The 15,280-nt window shown below is 63.2% G+C and carries 9 protein-coding genes and 5 pseudogenes; 7 read left to right on the plus strand and 7 right to left on the minus strand.

Going from position 1 to position 15,280, the window contains the following annotated elements:
• Nucleotides 1–43 precede the first annotated feature (43 nt).
• A pseudogene (locus tag ACZYZ4_RS07325) lies at nt 44–196 on the minus strand (recombinase family protein); the annotation flags it as partial.
• Nucleotides 197–1,245: 1,049 nt separating this feature from the next.
• Between ACZYZ4_RS07325 and ACZYZ4_RS07330 the strand changes: the two are divergent.
• The gene (locus ACZYZ4_RS07330; protein ID WP_463859518.1) at nt 1,246–2,727 is read left to right on the plus strand and encodes a CoA-acylating methylmalonate-semialdehyde dehydrogenase; all 1,482 of its coding nucleotides are present in this window, start codon (nt 1,246–1,248) and stop codon (nt 2,725–2,727) included.
• A gap of 90 nt (nt 2,728–2,817) precedes the next feature.
• Here the strand turns inward: ACZYZ4_RS07330 and ACZYZ4_RS07335 are convergent, their stop codons facing one another.
• Nucleotides 2,818–3,564 (minus strand): PucR family transcriptional regulator, encoded by a 747-nt coding sequence (locus ACZYZ4_RS07335; protein WP_463859859.1) that lies wholly within the window; start codon nt 3,562–3,564, stop codon nt 2,818–2,820.
• Between the two features lie 405 nt (nt 3,565–3,969).
• Nucleotides 3,970–4,389: pseudogene (locus tag ACZYZ4_RS07340) on the minus strand (PucR family transcriptional regulator ligand-binding domain-containing protein); the annotation flags it as partial.
• 129 nt (nt 4,390–4,518) lie between these two features.
• On the opposite strand from ACZYZ4_RS07340, the gene ACZYZ4_RS07345 reads away from it, so the two are divergent.
• Together ACZYZ4_RS07345 and ACZYZ4_RS07350 are read left to right on the plus strand one after the other, a co-directional pair.
• Nucleotides 4,519–5,865, plus strand: a complete 1,347-nt coding sequence (locus ACZYZ4_RS07345; RefSeq protein WP_463859520.1) for an aspartate aminotransferase family protein — start codon at nt 4,519–4,521, stop codon at nt 5,863–5,865.
• A 352-nt stretch (nt 5,866–6,217) separates the two neighbouring features.
• Nucleotides 6,218–6,508: an antibiotic biosynthesis monooxygenase family protein gene (locus ACZYZ4_RS07350; protein WP_463859522.1), complete on the plus strand. Its 291-nt coding sequence runs from the start codon at nt 6,218–6,220 to the stop codon at nt 6,506–6,508.
• Between the two features lie 16 nt (nt 6,509–6,524).
• Here ACZYZ4_RS07350 and istB read toward each other — a convergent pair.
• The 4 genes and pseudogenes from istB to ACZYZ4_RS07370 form a co-directional block, all read right to left on the minus strand.
• A pseudogene (gene istB, locus ACZYZ4_RS07355) lies at nt 6,525–7,330 on the minus strand (IS21-like element helper ATPase IstB).
• A pseudogene (istA, locus tag ACZYZ4_RS07360) lies at nt 7,327–8,850 on the minus strand (IS21 family transposase). The pseudogenes istB and istA overlap by 4 nt, the downstream one beginning before the upstream one ends.
• Nucleotides 8,851–9,019: 169 nt before the next feature.
• Nucleotides 9,020–9,616 carry a hypothetical protein gene (locus ACZYZ4_RS07365; protein WP_463859524.1) on the minus strand — a complete coding sequence of 199 codons (597 nt, stop codon included), beginning with the start codon at nt 9,614–9,616 and terminating at the stop codon, nt 9,020–9,022.
• A 665-nt stretch (nt 9,617–10,281) separates the two neighbouring features.
• Complete coding sequence (locus ACZYZ4_RS07370; RefSeq protein ID WP_463859526.1) at nt 10,282–11,019, minus strand: GAF and ANTAR domain-containing protein; 738 nt, start codon at nt 11,017–11,019, stop codon at nt 10,282–10,284.
• Between the two features lie 357 nt (nt 11,020–11,376).
• On the opposite strand from ACZYZ4_RS07370, the pseudogene ACZYZ4_RS07375 reads away from it, so the two are divergent.
• The 4 genes and pseudogenes from ACZYZ4_RS07375 to ACZYZ4_RS07390 form a co-directional block, all read left to right on the plus strand.
• Nucleotides 11,377–11,910, plus strand: a pseudogene (locus ACZYZ4_RS07375) (PEP-utilizing enzyme); the annotation flags it as partial.
• A gap of 97 nt (nt 11,911–12,007) precedes the next feature.
• Nucleotides 12,008–13,354 (plus strand): LolA family protein, encoded by a 1,347-nt coding sequence (locus tag ACZYZ4_RS07380; RefSeq protein WP_463859527.1) that lies wholly within the window; start codon nt 12,008–12,010, stop codon nt 13,352–13,354.
• Nucleotides 13,351–14,370 carry an ABC transporter ATP-binding protein gene (locus ACZYZ4_RS07385; RefSeq protein WP_463859529.1) on the plus strand — a complete coding sequence of 340 codons (1,020 nt, stop codon included), beginning with the start codon at nt 13,351–13,353 and terminating at the stop codon, nt 14,368–14,370. The genes ACZYZ4_RS07380 and ACZYZ4_RS07385 overlap by 4 nt, the downstream gene beginning before the upstream one ends.
• Entirely contained in the window at nt 14,360–15,265 is a 906-nt protein-coding gene (locus ACZYZ4_RS07390; RefSeq protein ID WP_463859531.1) for an ABC transporter permease, read from the plus strand. Before ACZYZ4_RS07385 ends, ACZYZ4_RS07390 begins: the two co-directional genes overlap by 11 nt.
• Nucleotides 15,266–15,280 lie beyond the last annotated feature (15 nt).

Raw genomic sequence — 15,280 nt, forward strand, 5'->3', positions numbered from 1 at the left:
CGCAATTCTGGCCCCTGACATCGAAATCACCCAGGGGGATGCCGAACCGCTGCATTTCCGTGAGCTCTGCCTGGTAGTGCCCCTGCCTGAGGCTTTGTCCGTGAAGACCCGTTTCCAGAACATGGCCCTCGAGCTGGCGTTTCTGGTTCTGGTTCAGCGTGCTCACGCGAACGTACCCGATCCGCTGTCCGGCCACTGTAGCCTCCGGCCTTGGGGCTAAGTTCTGGCCCGTCCCAGAAGAAAGGCCAAGGCATGCGGTTCCCTTTGTCAGGATGGGTTTTCTAAACGGACGATTACCCGACCATAAGCCCGGGTACGCCGGACCTGTTGAGTCTGGTTACGCAAGAAGCCGGGTGGCCGAGACTTGAGGAAGCCGCCCCAAAGCCTTGTTTAGAGGGAACTTAAGTCCGGGTCGAGCGGGCCGCGCTCAAGGCCTGAATGTCCACGACAACCCGAGCCACGGCTCGTTGCCTCTGGCTCTGCGCTTTCTTCACTCCGGGGTCGCTGGATCTCGCTTGTCTTTTAGTCGTCAAACCTTGGTGGGATTGAGGTTCTTGCTGCGGCTTATCGACGCGCGAAGGGAATCCTTGCAGTGGGTCGTGGAATATTGGAGAAGTCATTAGCTACGTAGGTCTCTGGAAGCGGGAGGGTTAGGACGGGGCCAGCCGCAGGGCGTAACCGTCGTGGATGTGAAAAAGACGGCGACCCCCAACTGGATCATGAACCCAAATGACGTCGCCATCCGGTGTACGCGCGTCCACTTCGCCGACGTACTCTGTACGTCCATTGTCGATTAGCTGCACTAATGTCTCCGACTTGGACATCGTCCCAAGCGGAGCCTTTTATGAGACCCGTCTTTGAAGGCACAATTCTCCTGCTGTTTTTGATTTAGGAATGATGCGCTGCATCGACTTAATCGGAAGCGCTGCCTTGATCTAATCGGAACATTGATGGTCCGCTCAATGGATGAACCTACTGCAAAAGACCACCGAGCTGTGCATTGGTACAGACTGGCGGGTAAGACGCTTACTCTCCATGCTCTTGAAGCATTGGCTGGCCGCCGAAATGTGCGCCCGTCACCTTTCGAGCTTATACATTTGTCGATTTATCAGCGCTTAGGCGGCCGAATGTACTGGTCTCCGTAGAGGGCTCGCCTATTACCGTTATTGATAAGCCGCTTCCGGCACCCACACCCGTCACCTCTGAAAGCGAGAGAATATCGTGTCAGTGAATCAAGCTCTTCCCGTGCTGTCCCACTGGATCGGCGGAGCCGAAGCACTCTTCTCCGGTGACCGTACCGCCCCGGTTTTCGATCCGGCCCGGGGTATTGAGACCAAGCGTGTGGTGCTGGCGAACGCAGCGGACATCGAAACCGCGATCTCCTCGGCACAGAAGGCCTTTCCGGCTTGGCGTGATCTCTCCATCACCAAGCGTCAACAGATCATTTTCCGCTTCCGTGAGCTGCTGAACGAGCGCAAGGGCGAACTCGCCCAGATCATTACCGCCGAGCACGGCAAGGTGGTTTCTGACGCGCTGGGTGAAATCAGCCGCGGCCAGGAAGTCGTTGAACTCGCCACCGGCTTCCCGCACTTGATCAAGGGTGAGCACTCCGAGAACGTCTCCAGCGGTGTGGACGTCTACTCGACCAAGTCCCCGCTCGGCGTCGTGGGGATCATCAGTCCGTTCAATTTCCCGGCGATGGTGCCGCTGTGGTTCCTCCCGGTCGCCATCGCCGCGGGCAACACCGTTGTGCTCAAGCCCAGCGAGAAGGACCCGACCGCCGCGAACTGGCTCGCGGAACTGTTCACCGAGGCAGGCCTGCCCGACGGCGTCTTCAATGTTCTCCACGGTGACAAAGAAGCTGTCGATGGGCTCCTGGAGCACCCGGATGTCAAGGCAATCTCTTTTGTTGGCTCAACGCCGATCGCGCAGTACATCTACGAGACCGCCGCGCGGAACGGCAAGCGCGTCCAGGCCTTGGGTGGCGCCAAGAACCACATGCTGGTCTTGCCCGACGCCGACCTCGACCTGACCGCGGACGCTGCCATCAACGCCGGCTTCGGATCCGCCGGCGAACGCTGCATGGCCATCAGTGTCATCGTCGCTGTCGAACCCGTCGCTGACGAGCTCATCGGAAAGATCACCTCCCGCATGGCCACGTTGAAGATCGGTGACGGCCGCCGCAACTGTGACATGGGTCCGCTGGTCACCCGGCAGCACCGCGACAAGGTCGCTTCCTACATCGATGTCGCTGCCGCGGACGGCGCCAAAGTGGTGGTGGACGGCCGCGGCATCAACGTCGACGGTGACGAGAACGGCTTCTGGCTCGGCCCGACTCTGATCGATGAGGTGCCCGTCAGCTCGCGCGCCTACACCGACGAGATTTTCGGTCCGGTCCTGGCTGTGGTCCGCGTCCGCAGCTACGAAGAAGGCCTGGACCTGATCAGCTCCAGCGCGTACGGCAACGGCGCGGCCATCTTTACCAACGACGGCGGCGCTGCCCGGCGCTTCCAGAACGAAGTCGAAGTGGGCATGGTGGGCATCAACGTGCCCATCCCCGTCCCGGTCGCCTACTACTCCTTCGGCGGGTTCAAGGACTCCATTTTCGGCAGCTCCAAGGCTTACGGACTCCAGGGCTTCCAGTTCTTCACCCGAGAAAAAGCCATCACCTCCCGCTGGCTCGACCCCAGCCACGGCGGCATCAACCTGGGTTTCCCCCAGAACTAGCGGTTAGCACCACAAACATGTCAGGGGACCTGCACTGGTCCCATGATAATGAGGACCTCCGGCACACCGGTCGGAGGTCCTCATGTCGTTTTAGGGCTTTTCCAGGAATTGAACCGCTGCGTACAACTCCAGGCGGTCGCGCATGCCGTCCAGGTTTAGCCCGAGGATCCGCCCGGCGGCGTCGATCCTGTTGCGGAGCGTGTGCCGGTGCACGCCCATGCGACGCGCGGTCTTGTCCCAGACGCAGTTGTTGGCAAGCCACTCCCGGACGGTGTCTAGTAGCTCTGTGTTCTCCGCAGCGTCGTAATCCATCAGCGGCTGCAGGAGTCCACGGGCTACCGGCCCTGCCTTTTCTTCCCGGAGCAGGCCCAGCATCCCACCCTCCGACAGCTCGGAAAACGCCACGACATCCTTATCGAGTTCGACTGCACGATGAAGGGCCCGGGTGGCCTCTTCCAGGGCGTTGGGCAACGCACTCATCGCCGTAGGCGATGACACACCCGACATGGCGCCATGGCGCAGGAGCAGTTCCAGGACCCTGTCCTGGTGGACCTTCCCTGCCAGGACTATCAACTGTTCGCTGCGTACGGCATAGAACACCGCTCCGCGGTAGTCGTCTGCGAGGAGCTCCAGCGCTTCGAGCAAGTTTGGTGCAGGATTATCCTGCCGTGAGACCGTCACCAGCAGCGGTTCGCGGGGGAGTTGTCCCCAAACCTGCCCGGCAGTGCGTACAGCGACGTCGGTACTGCCCGCCAGCAGTTGCTCGAAGACACCGGCGCGAAGATGCCGGCGGGCGGTATCAAGGGTTCGGGCCTGCTCCAATGCAAGGCTTGCCAACCCAATCACACTGTTAACAATGTCCGCTCTGGCTGGATCCAAGGGTTCGATAGCACCAAGGACCAGAGCACCGCGAAGACTGCCTTTACGGCCAAGAGTCTGCAGCGTCACTGACTGACCTGCAACCTCCAAGTGCGAGGCAGAACGAGCCCCCAAATCCAAGGCGCTCCGCACCCTTTGGGTTACCTCGACAGCAAGATCCGAAGGGAGCGGACGGTTACGAGGCATGCGAACGTAGTTCCCGGCGGCGTCATAGAGCGCCACCCAGCTGTGCAGCTGCCGCTCAAGCTCGCCCAAAATCGAGGTCAGACCATCGGGCCGAAGAGCTGCACGGGAAATAGCCCGCTGCGCCTGCAGCGACCACTCGGCCCGGGCATGCTCCTCCCTGGCCAGGTAATCCGCCACCATGCGGATAATTGCGATAAACGGAGTCCTGTCGGGCACCTCCACCAGGGGCAGTCCCTGGTCCCGGCACGCTTCCTTCAGCCCTTTCGGAAGCACTCCGTGGATGACCTGCGTAGCAAAACCAAGCCCAGCGATACCGTGATCTACCAACCGCCGCACATACTCCTCATAGCCACAGCTGTTGGGCGCAACCGGCGGAGACGGGTGCCCCTCAGCCGATCCAGCTTCGCTGCCCACTTGGAACTGGGTACCGTCGGTCAGCAGCAACTGGCCTGCATCCAGGAACGGCGTGGGGTCTTCCAGGTCAGAGCTGTGAACCCAACTGATGGGCTCCTCAAGTCGGGGCGCACCCAAATGAGGGACAACCAGCCGAAGCTTCAGCGCGCGGCTACGGAGAAGGACATTCAAGCTTGGCGGCACGGCAGCAGCCCCTTCTAATGTTCAAACGTCGAAATCACTTGAACTGATTGTACAAACGTATACGGTGGTGCCTGCGGACAAAACCGGATGATGGATCAAGAGCCCACCCATCTAGTGAGAGGACCGGTCATGACCGTCAGCCCGGCAACCCTGGACGCTTCAGTCACCAACTCACCCATCAGCAACGCCGAAGTCGTCGCCCAGGACAAAGCCAACGTCTTCCATTCCTGGTCCGCCCAGAAGACACTGAACCCGCTGGCAATCGCTGGCGGGTCCGGCAGCACGGTATGGGATCACGAGGGTAATGCTTATCTGGATTTCTCCAGTCAGCTGGTCAACACCAACATCGGTCACCAGCACCCTAAGGTCATCGCGGCCATCGCCCAGCAGGCAACGAGTCTGGCAACTGTCGCACCCGGCGCAGCCAACCACGTCCGCGCCAAAGCAGCAGCCAAGATCGTGTCCCACGCCCCGGCCAACATGGAGAAAGTGTTCTTCACCAACGGCGGCGCTGACGCCAATGAAAACGCCATCCGCATGGCCCGCCTGCACACCGGACGTGAAAAGGTCATCTCCCGCTACCGCTCGTACCACGGCAACACCGGGGCAGCCATCGCTGCCACCGGTGACTGGCGCCGCATCCCCAACGAATACTCCCGCGGCCACGTCCATGTCTTCGGCCCCTACCTGTACCGCTCCGAGTTCTGGTCTGAAACCCCTGAACAGGAAACCGAGCGCGCCCTGCACCACCTGCGCCGCGTCATCCAGGCCGAAGGCCCCCAGTCGATCGCAGCGATCTTGCTCGAAACCGTCCCCGGCACGGCCGGCATCCTCGTCCCCACGCCCGGCTACCTCCAAGGCGTCCGGGCACTTTGCGACGAGTACGGCATCGTCATGATCCTCGATGAAGTCATGGCCGGCTTTGGCCGCACCGGCGACTGGTTCGCATTCGATGCCTTCAACGTCACCCCGGACCTCATCACCTTCGCCAAGGGCGTGAACTCCGGCTACGTCCCCGTCGGTGGCGTCATCATTTCCCGCGAGATCGCAGCCACCTTCGACGAACGCGTCTTCCCCGGCGGGCTGACCTACTCAGGCCACCCAATCGCCGCAGCATCTATCGTCGCCTCCATCGAAGCCTTTGAAGAAGAAGGCATCATCGGCAACGCAGCCCGGATCGGCCGCGACCATCTCGAACCAGGCCTAAACGCCCTGGCCGAAAAGCACGACATCATCGGTGAAGTCCGCGGCCGCGGTGTCTTCTGGGCGCTCGAACTCGTCCAAGACCGCACAGCCCGCACGCCCGTCACCCCCGAGTACATGGGCCGGCTCAAAGCCGAACTCCTGAGCCGCGGGCTGCTGCCTTTCCTCGCTGACAATCGCATCCACGTCGTCCCACCCGCCGTCGTCACCCCCGACGAAGTAGTCCAGGCGCTGGCAATCTTCGACCAAGCACTCACAGCAACCAACCTCTAAGGCCGGCACATACCTGGCGCGGAAACCGGCGCCTTAGTGCAGGCGCAGTGGTTTCCCCAGCAGGAGTGGATTGTGAACCTGGGCCCGATCTCAATCACTTTTCCCATCCTGATCGGGCTCATTTTCATCTTCGTGCTTTACTGCCATCAACATGGTGGGTGTTCGGATGGCCATGGAACCTCAGCGGATTTGAGAGGCTTCATACCGCGCTGGTCTGGATGTGCATAATGGTGGCTATGTCACCACAAGCGGGACCCATGAGGGCGATCTAAGCGGTACCCATCGATGTGGATCAGTTGGGGGGGGGTGCTGCGTCCCGGGTCGGCTCAGGAGGGTGTGAAAGGCTGGGTGCATGATTCTTGAGCACGCGATTCTTCCTGTTCGTTCGGGTTACGAATCGGAATTCGAGGTGGCGTTCGCGCTAGCGCGTCCCCTCATCAGCAGGCAACCCGGGTTTCGGTCCCTTTCCTTATCCCGATCGATGGAATCGCCCAACCTCTACTTGCTCCTCGTGGAGTGGGACTCTCTGGAAGCTCATACGTCCGGGTTCCGAACGTCAGAGGAGTACAAGACCTGGAAAGAGCTACTACACCGTTTCTACGACCCGTTCCCCGCTGTCGAGCACTTCGAAGAGGTGAAGTAGCTTCCACCTCGGCTGATCAGGTGATGTGTTGGGCGCGGGTGTGGGCGAGTCGGTAGGAGTCGGTGCCGGTTTCAATGATGGTGCCGTTGAAGGTCAGCCGGTCAACGATCGCGGCGCAGAGCCTGGGGTCGGTGAAGGTCTTTGTCCAGCCTGAGAAAGACTCGTTGGACGCGATCGCGATCGAGTTGTTTTCTTCTCGCTCGGTGAGGACTTGGAAGAGGAGTTCGGCGCCGCGCCGGTCGAGTTCCATGTAACCAAGTTCATCGATCATCAGCAGTTCCACGCGGCCGTAGCGGGCGATGGTCCTGGCGAGATTCTTCTCGTCGGCGGCTTCGACGAGTTCGTTTACGAGGCGTGTGGCGAGCGTGTATTTGACCCTGAAGCCTTCTCGGCAGCGGCGGTGCCGAGGCCGATGAGGAGGTGGCTTTTGCCGGTGCCTGAGTCACCGATGAGGCAGAGCGGTTGCCCGCGGCGGACCCAGTCCCCGGTGGCTAACGTGTTGATGGTGGCGGAATTGATGTTCGGGTTGGCGTCGAAGTCGAAATCTCCGAGCCATTTGTCTCTCGGGAATCCTACGGCTTTGACTCGTCGAACCGATGAGCGGCGATCGCGGTCGTCGCACTCGGCCAGCAGCAGTTCTGCGAGGAACCCTTGATAGCTCAGCTGTTCCTTCTGTGCTGCTGTGGTGGCTTCATCGACGACAGCGCGGATTGTTGGAAGGCGGAGCCTGCGGCAGGCTTGGTCGATCGCTGCGTTGGCTGCCTCTTCAGTGAGGCCTCGCCTTCGTCGGAGGGTCGTGGTGATGCTGGTCGTGGTGGTCATGATGCTGTTCCCTTCTGGGCTGCGTCATTGGTTACGGGTTCTGTTCGTTCGGGCAGGCGCAGCAGCTGGTCGTAAACGGCAACTGACGGCAATGGCCTTTTATCGGCTGGGAGACCGGCGATGACCGCGGCCGGATCCGCGAGACGGCGTTGAGTAAGACTGACAACCCGTCGCTCGGGGCCACGAGCTTGTTCACCACGATGACGGTCCAACCGGACCCACCCAAGGCTTCATGCCGGCGGGCCGCGGCCCAGAACGCTTCATGGGCGGAGGTGAAGGCCCCGGATGCTCGTGCGTGGGCCAGAGCGGTCGAGCCTGGCAGGGCGCCGGGCTTGTGGTGGAGGACCTCGAGGTAATGGTCAAGGTTCACGCTCTGCCCGTGCTGCGTAACGACCCGGGAATGCCTGGCGATTTCGGTACGGCCGTCGAAGATGACTACCTCGGACGCGCGAAGGAAAACCCGTACCGGGCGTCCGATGACCCGGGCCGGAACGGAGTAAGACGCCATCCGTACCCGGATAAGGCTTGACCGGTTCACCCGTGGTGTCAGTGTCAGGCCCGGTTCGAACCGTTCCGCGGTGATCGGCGCGAGTAGCGGCCGCTCGAGGGCGAAGTCCTGGGCGACAGAATGAAGACGGTTATCGATACGGCGGTCCTCGTCATCGATATCCCACTGCCTGACTTGGTTATTGAGCTCGGCAAGGGAATCAACAACGGGCATCGGGGACAGGTGGGTGCGGCGGAACCGGCCGACTTCCCCCTCGACGCCGCCTTTCTCATGAGCGCCCTCGATGCCGGGATGGCAGTAGAAAGCGTCAAACCCGTAGTGCGACCGGAACAAGAGCACCGCTGGTTCTCGGTCCGCTGCCTGCCGGTGCCATAGATGACTTTCACGACCGCGTCGGTGAGGTTGTCGTACCGGATGTGTCGGGTCGGGATACCACCAATGTCCTCGAATGCATCGATGTGGCCTTCGAGGAACGCTTCCTGCGCCTGGTCGAATAGACCCGGTGGATCGCTTTGCCGGAGCTGGACAGGCGGAAGGTGAACATATGGCACTTGGTCTTCACCCCAGCCAACACCACCCAGACCTCCCCGAAGTCGACTTCCGCCTCCGCCCCTGGTGCATGTTCCTGAGGGACGACCACCTCCGGCAGGCGGCCAGCTTCCGCATCGATCTCTGGACGGCGTTTGCGAACGTAGTCACGGACCGTCGAATAGGACAGCTCCCTTGCCCCGTGCTCATCAACGAGGCGAGCGAAGACACGTCGTGCGGTATGACGCTGCTTGCGGGGACCCTCGAGGTCCTGCCGGAGCATAGCGTCGATCATGGCCTTGAACATCTCCCAACCGGGGCGCTGTCCGCACCCGGGGCTTTCGGCCTGGTGGTTCCGCCTGCCCCAGGGCCTGCCGGACAGTTGGCCGGCCGACACCATGACGTCGGGCGAGTTCCCTGATCGAGAGGCCTCCACACGCGCATCACGCCGGATCCGCGCAAAAACTTCCACCCGAGACTCCATTCGAACCTCCACCTTGAGCAACCAAAAAAGCGTTGTCACAACAGTGAGGGTGGGTCCCGTTTAGATTGCCCGTGACACCCCGAAATGGCTGAAGTGGGTCCCGCTTAGATTGCCCTGGTGGGTACGAACAAAGCTGCCATAGTCACGGCGGCGCCAGCGGCGGGTTCGACTAGTCGGCGGGGATGACAGGCGTGTTTTCCATGAGTGCCCTCTCAACGGGGTCCGCCGTGGCACCTTGCATTTCCCGCCGGGAGATTTCCATGCCAATGATGCTGTATTGCGCCAGTATTTCCGGGCCGGCAAACGTAGTGGGCTGGTCCAGGAGGCCAAAGGCGAAGTCGCTGGCGGCGAAGAGTTCGCCGTCGGAGTACGTGTCCAGCGGCCCGAATCCGTCTGAATCACTCGGGACGGTGAATTGGCTGGCGATCTCCATGGATTTAGACCCTGCTACGGCTTCTTTGGAGAGGACGGATGGCCGCTCCATGAATTCCAGTGAAACTCCGGATCCGATGGCGAGGCCCACTTTCGTGGGCCCGCCCGCGAACGCGTTGAGTTCGCTGCGGAGCCCCTCCAAGGCTTGAGATTCCACAAGGGCTGCTTGGGACAAGTTCACCCGGATGTGGGATGTGATGCCCATTCGCCGGATACGGCGAACAATGTATGTGAGGGCGGTGCGGGAATCGTGGGTCAGGCTCCCCCGCACGTCGATTTCGACGGCATCCATTGAGACATCGAATTTGACGAGGGCATGCAACTTGCGGTCCATAGGTACTCCAAAAAAAGGCGTGTCTATGGCCGATGGCTCAACCCTCAAGAAGATTACCCTCTGGTCCTCGGGTTGCACAACGGCAGGGGTTTTTCTCAGCCAGGAAGGTGAACCGGAATGAGCTGTCGGAATCCGGCTAGCTCTCGCCCTGTTCAGAGCCCCACCTGGCTGAGCCCGACAATGGTTGGGGATACGCCTGGTATCAGGGGCGTTTGTCCTGGCGGGCAGGTCCGACAGAAGAACGGTGACGCCGTCCGTGGGCACGCTTGCCATTACCGCTACGACACGGCCGTCGATGCTAGAGCTCTTCAACGCCCTTTGCGCTTTTGTCAGGGTGCGGCTGGACCTTTTCACCGCCACCACCAAAGCAATCAGCCGCAGTTCGAACAAACACGGGAGAAGACCCGGTTCTAGGACAAGCCGCGGCCCCCATGCCGACGCGTCATCGATTCAGGGACCCTCACGGAAGCCGAGCCGTCGGACTCGCTGCACTCATGGCGATCACCCGCCCGGCCGGCCTCCCCACTACCCAGACCAGCTGATCACCGCCGCAGCCAAAGCCTCGGATTTAAACATCATCCAAGCGAGCTTAAATAGCTGAGGCCAGCACAACACTTTTGCGGGCACCTTGACGTGAGTCGTTACGGCCGTGAAAGCAGGACGGCCTAGCCGGCCTGCACTTGGTCCGGCTCCTGGTAATGGGTGTGGGTGCCCGGCCCGCCCACTGACTCCACCAGCGATTTGGCAATATCGCGAAGCTTGGTGTTGCGGTGGCTGGATGCATCGGTGAGGATCCTGACCGCAGCGTTCTGGCTGCAGCGGTTCTGTGCCATGACAATCCCCACGGATATGTCGATCATGGTCCGGGACTCCAGCGTGGCACGCAGGTGAGCCGCGGCGTCCGTGTGGAGCGAGATCCGGACGGCCAGCCGGAGTGCCTGGGAGATTTCCCGGGTGTAGCCCCTTGCCTGGGCGGACGCGCGTTCATCGAACTTGTTCGGCGCCTCTGAATAGAGATTCAGGGCCGCCTTGGCGTCCCCTTGCAGATTGAAGGGCAGCGAAAGTACGGACCGCAGCCCGTGGGAAGCCACGGCGTTGGCGTAGTCCTGGCCCCATCGGTCTTCCTCGAACAGGTCGGGGACATGGACTTCCCGCTGTTCTTCTGCTGCCGTGAGGCACGGGCCGTGGGAAAGCGAGTATTGGATTTGATCCACTTCGCGGGCGGAGTCGCTGCTCCAGCCGATGGTGGCGGCCTTGCGGTCCCGGAGCAGTGTAATGCCGCATAGCGCGTCGTCGCCGTCACCCGCCATCTGGTGGGCCGAGAACCTGGCCAGTTCATTGAGGAAGTGCTCGAAATCGGCGCTTTCCAGAATAAGGTTCTGGATTTGCTCGATGGTTCTCAAGGGTTGTTCTGGCGGGAGCACTGTGCACCTTCTCCAAAGGGGGCCTGATGGGGTAAGACAAATAGTAATGGGCGCGTCCAGCGCAAGACGAGTCTCACCTGTCTTCAGGATTAGTTATCTCCTGGGCTTCTGCTTTTTGGCGCCATCATCGGGATGACGTTGTTCGGGCAGTTGCGGGGACCGTTCTTTGGGCCCGTCGCGGTAGCCGCCTCAGGCCTTGTGATTCTGCTGGGTCTGTGTCTGGTTGCGATCGCCCACACCGGCGGCAGCCATCAGCACTCCGATATCCGCACGAACGAGGACGGTTCCATGACGCTGAACTCCGGTTACCTGGCCAGCCTGCACCCTTGGCCCAGGGCGCTAGCCGAGGCGGATGACATCTTTTTCCTGGATCTGGACGAAGCCAGGGCCGGCCTAAATTCCGGAACAGCTGACCTCCGCGACCTGGTGGCGCAGCGGCGCGCGGACTACGCCGTGGAACTCGAACGGCGCCACGTACCCCGGGTATTGCTTTCGGACGGCACGGAACCGGAAGCCATACCATCCGGCGACGCTGTGGCGGCATCCACGGTGCCGGGGGCACTGACCGGGAGTCCGGCGTCGGCCGGTGTTGTCACGGCGACTGCCCGCGTGATCCTCGACCCGGTGGGTGCGCACCTGGAACCGGGAGAAATCCTGGTGGCGCCGTCCGCGGACCCCGGCTGGACGCCGTTGTTCCTCACCGCGGGCGGACTGGTGATGGAGATGGGAGGGCCCAATTCCCACGGGGCCGTCGTGGCCCGGGAGTACGGCATCCCGGCGGTGGTGGGCGTCCCGGACGCCACGCTTCGGCTTTCCACCGGGCAGGAAATAACGGTCGACGGCGGCGCCGGTACCGTGGTGCCTTCGTAGCCGGAGAGCCCTCGGCATGACTTCCAGAAGAGACGTGTGCGCGGCGGTCCCCAGGCGTAACCTGAAGTATGAGCTCCAAGGATGAAGCGGGGCTGGCATGAACCGCGCATGGCTGCGCTGGGTGCCGGCCGCAGCTGTACCTGCAGTGATCGCCGCCGGTGTGCTGGTGGGATCCATTCCGGCGCGGGCCGGCGATCCATTGCCACAAAAGTCTCCGGCTGAGGTCCTGACCCTCTTGGGCCAGCACAGCACCCGGTCATTCTCCGGAACAGTCGAGCAATCCGCCAAGCTCGGCCTGCCCGAACTGCCGGCCGCAGGTCCCAGTTCCGGACCGGTGTCGGCCGGCGGGGCCGCTTCGATCCTGGAGTTCCTGACCGGTGAGCACACTGCCCGGATCTTTATGGATGGGCCAACAAAGGTGCGGGTCCAAGTGATGGACCGGCTGGCTGAACGGGACGTCATCCGCCGCGACAGCGACGTGTGGTTCTACAACTCCAAGGACAATAGCGCCGCCCACCTGGCCTTGCCGGCGTTCGCCAGCGACCTGCCGCTGCAGGTCCCTGAAGCTCCCGCACTGCCCGGCGATTTGCCGAGCCCGGACCTGCCGTCGCCCGTTCTGCCCATGCCCATCCTGCCCGGCAAGGACCTGCCGGTCCCACCTGTATTGCCGACGCCCGACGACTTGGCCCGGAAGTTCCTCGCCGTCGTGGACAGTTCCACCGAGGTGACGGTGGGCCCGGACGCCGAAGTCGCCGGCCGGTCCGCCTACAGCCTGGTACTGGCGCCGAGGACGCAGGGGACGCTGGTTGAGAAAGTTGCCATCGCCGTCGACGGCGAGACAGGAATGCCGCTGCGGGTATCGGTGATGGCACGCGGCCAGGCAGAACCAGGTTTCGAGGCTGGCTTCACCAGCCTGTCCCTGGCGGCCCCGGACGACTCGGTGTTTACGTTCGTTGCCCCGCCAGGCGCCACGGTCAAGGAGCTGCAGGTACCACCGCTCCCGCCCCAGCCCGGCATGCCGGCCCTCCCGCCCAGTTTCGGAGGGATTACGCCCGGAGTAGTCCCCGACGGGGGCCCGGACCAGCCCACCGCGCCGGATCAGGTTCCCGCGCCGGACCAGGTTCCCCCGCCGGAACAGCTTCCCGCCCCGGACAAGATTCCCGGCAGCGACGCTCGTCTGCGGCACCGCGACGCACCCCGGCCAACGGTGACCGGCAAGGGCTGGGAAACGGTGATCGGGTTCCCCGCGGCACCCAACGGGCAAGGGGCTGCCTGGACTGAATCCTTGCTGAAGGATCCGATCCTGTCCCAGGCCGCCGTCGTCGTGCCCGGCGGACGGCTCCTGTCCACGGCACTGGTCAACGTCCTACTGACCGACGACGGCAGGATCTTTGTGGGGATGGTCCCGGCGGAGCGGCTCCAGGCCGCCGCCGGCGCAGCGTGACCGCGGCCGGGGGGGCGGCTGCCGGGATAGCCGCCGCCCGGACCACCTCTGCAGGGAGCGGGACGGCCGGGCTGACAATCGAGACCCAAGGCCTGACCAAGCGTTTCGGCCACCAGCTGGCGGTCGACAACGTGGACCTCGCTGTGCCGCAAGGTGCCGTGTTCGGGTTCCTGGGCCCCAACGGTTCCGGCAAAACCACCACCATCCGGATGCTGCTGGGCCTTGCCGCGGCGTCGGCCGGAACCGTCAGCGTCCTGGGCCTACCGATGCCGCAGCGCCTGCACGAGGTCCTGCCGCGCGTCGGTGCCCTGGTGGAGGGGCCGGCGTTTTATCCTTTCCTTTCCGGCACCGCCAACCTGCATCGCCTGGACGCCGCCGGCCGGCATGCGGCGCCAGCTACCCGGACCGCCCGCGTTGCTGCCGCGCTTGAGCGGGTGGGTCTCTCACACGCCGCCGGCAAGCGGGTACATGCCTACTCCTTGGGTATGAAGCAGCGGCTGGGGATCGCCAACGCGCTGCTGTCGCCGCGGGAACTGCTGGTGCTCGATGAGCCCACCAACGGATTGGACCCGCAGGGAACGCGGGAAGTGCGGAGCCTGGTCCGGTCGCTGGCCGCCGACGGTGCCACCGTCTTCGTCTCCAGCCACCTTTTGGCGGAGGTGGAACAGATCTGTACGTACGCGGCCATCATGAGCGCCGGACGGCTGGTGGCCCAGGGGCCGCTGGCGGAGCTCCGCCAGACCGGCGAGTCGCGGATCCGCCTGTTAACGCCCGACGCCGGGACGGCCAGTGAGGTCCTGCTGCGGTTGGGCATGTCCCCGGGAAGGGGAACGCCTGAACCGGACGGGGACATGCTGACCGCCGTCGCGGTTGCGTCCCGGCTTGAGGCTCCGGAGGACATTGTGGCGGAGCTCGTGGCGGCCGGGGTGCGGGTCCGTGGATTTTCCGTTGAGCGGGAGAGCCTGGAGGAGCGCTTTGTTGCGCTGACGGGGGAGGGGTTCGACATTGCCCAATAGTGCTTCTGAGGCCGGTAGTGTTCCGGCAGCCGTTCCCGAGGCCAGCAGTGGTTCTGACGCCAGCAGTGCTTCGGGTGCGCCGTCGAGCCTGTCCCTGCTGGCGTCTGAGCTGAAGACGCTTTTCCGGCGCCGCCGGACCGCGGCCATGCTGCTGGCTCTTGCCGCGATTCCGGTGCTGATCGCCGTCGCCGTCCGGCTCTCGTCATCCGTTCCTCCGGGGAGGGGACCGGCCTTCCTGGACCGGATCAGCCAGAACGGGCTCTTTGTGGCGGTCACGGCAATGCTGGTCTCGGTGCCGCTGTTCCTCCCCTTGACCATTGGGGTGGTGGCGGGCGATACCATCGCCGGCGAGGCGAGCCTGGGCACGCTGCGGTACCTGCTGGTGGCGCCCGCCGGGCGCGTGCGCCTGCTGCTGGTGAAGTACGCCGGAGCGCTGGCGTTCTGCCTGGCCGCGCCCGTCGCGGTGGCCCTTGCCGGGGCAGCGATCGGAATGTCGCTGTTCCCCGTTGGGCCGGTAACGCTCCTGTCCGGCGATGTCGTCCAGCCGCCTGAGGCCGCGCTGCGGCTGGCCCTGATTGCTGCGTATCTTGCGGTGTCCCTGGCCGGACTTTCGGCGATCGGCCTGTTCCTGTCCACCCTGACAGTGGTACCCGTCGGCGCCATGGCCGCCACGGTGGTGCTGTCAGTGGTCTCGCAGGTGCTGGACCAGTTGCCGCAGTTGGAATGGCTGCATCCTTGGCTGTTTACGCATTACTGGTTCGGCTTCGCGGACGTCCTTCGCCAACCGGTGCTGTGGGACTCTTTTGCCAGCAACGCGGTGCTGCAGGCGGGCTACGTCGCCGTGTTCGGGGCGCTCGCATATGGCCGGTTCGTCACCAAGGACGTTCTGTCCTGAGGCTGGATGCACTGA

The organism is Pseudarthrobacter adonitolis, from assembly GCF_055412845.1.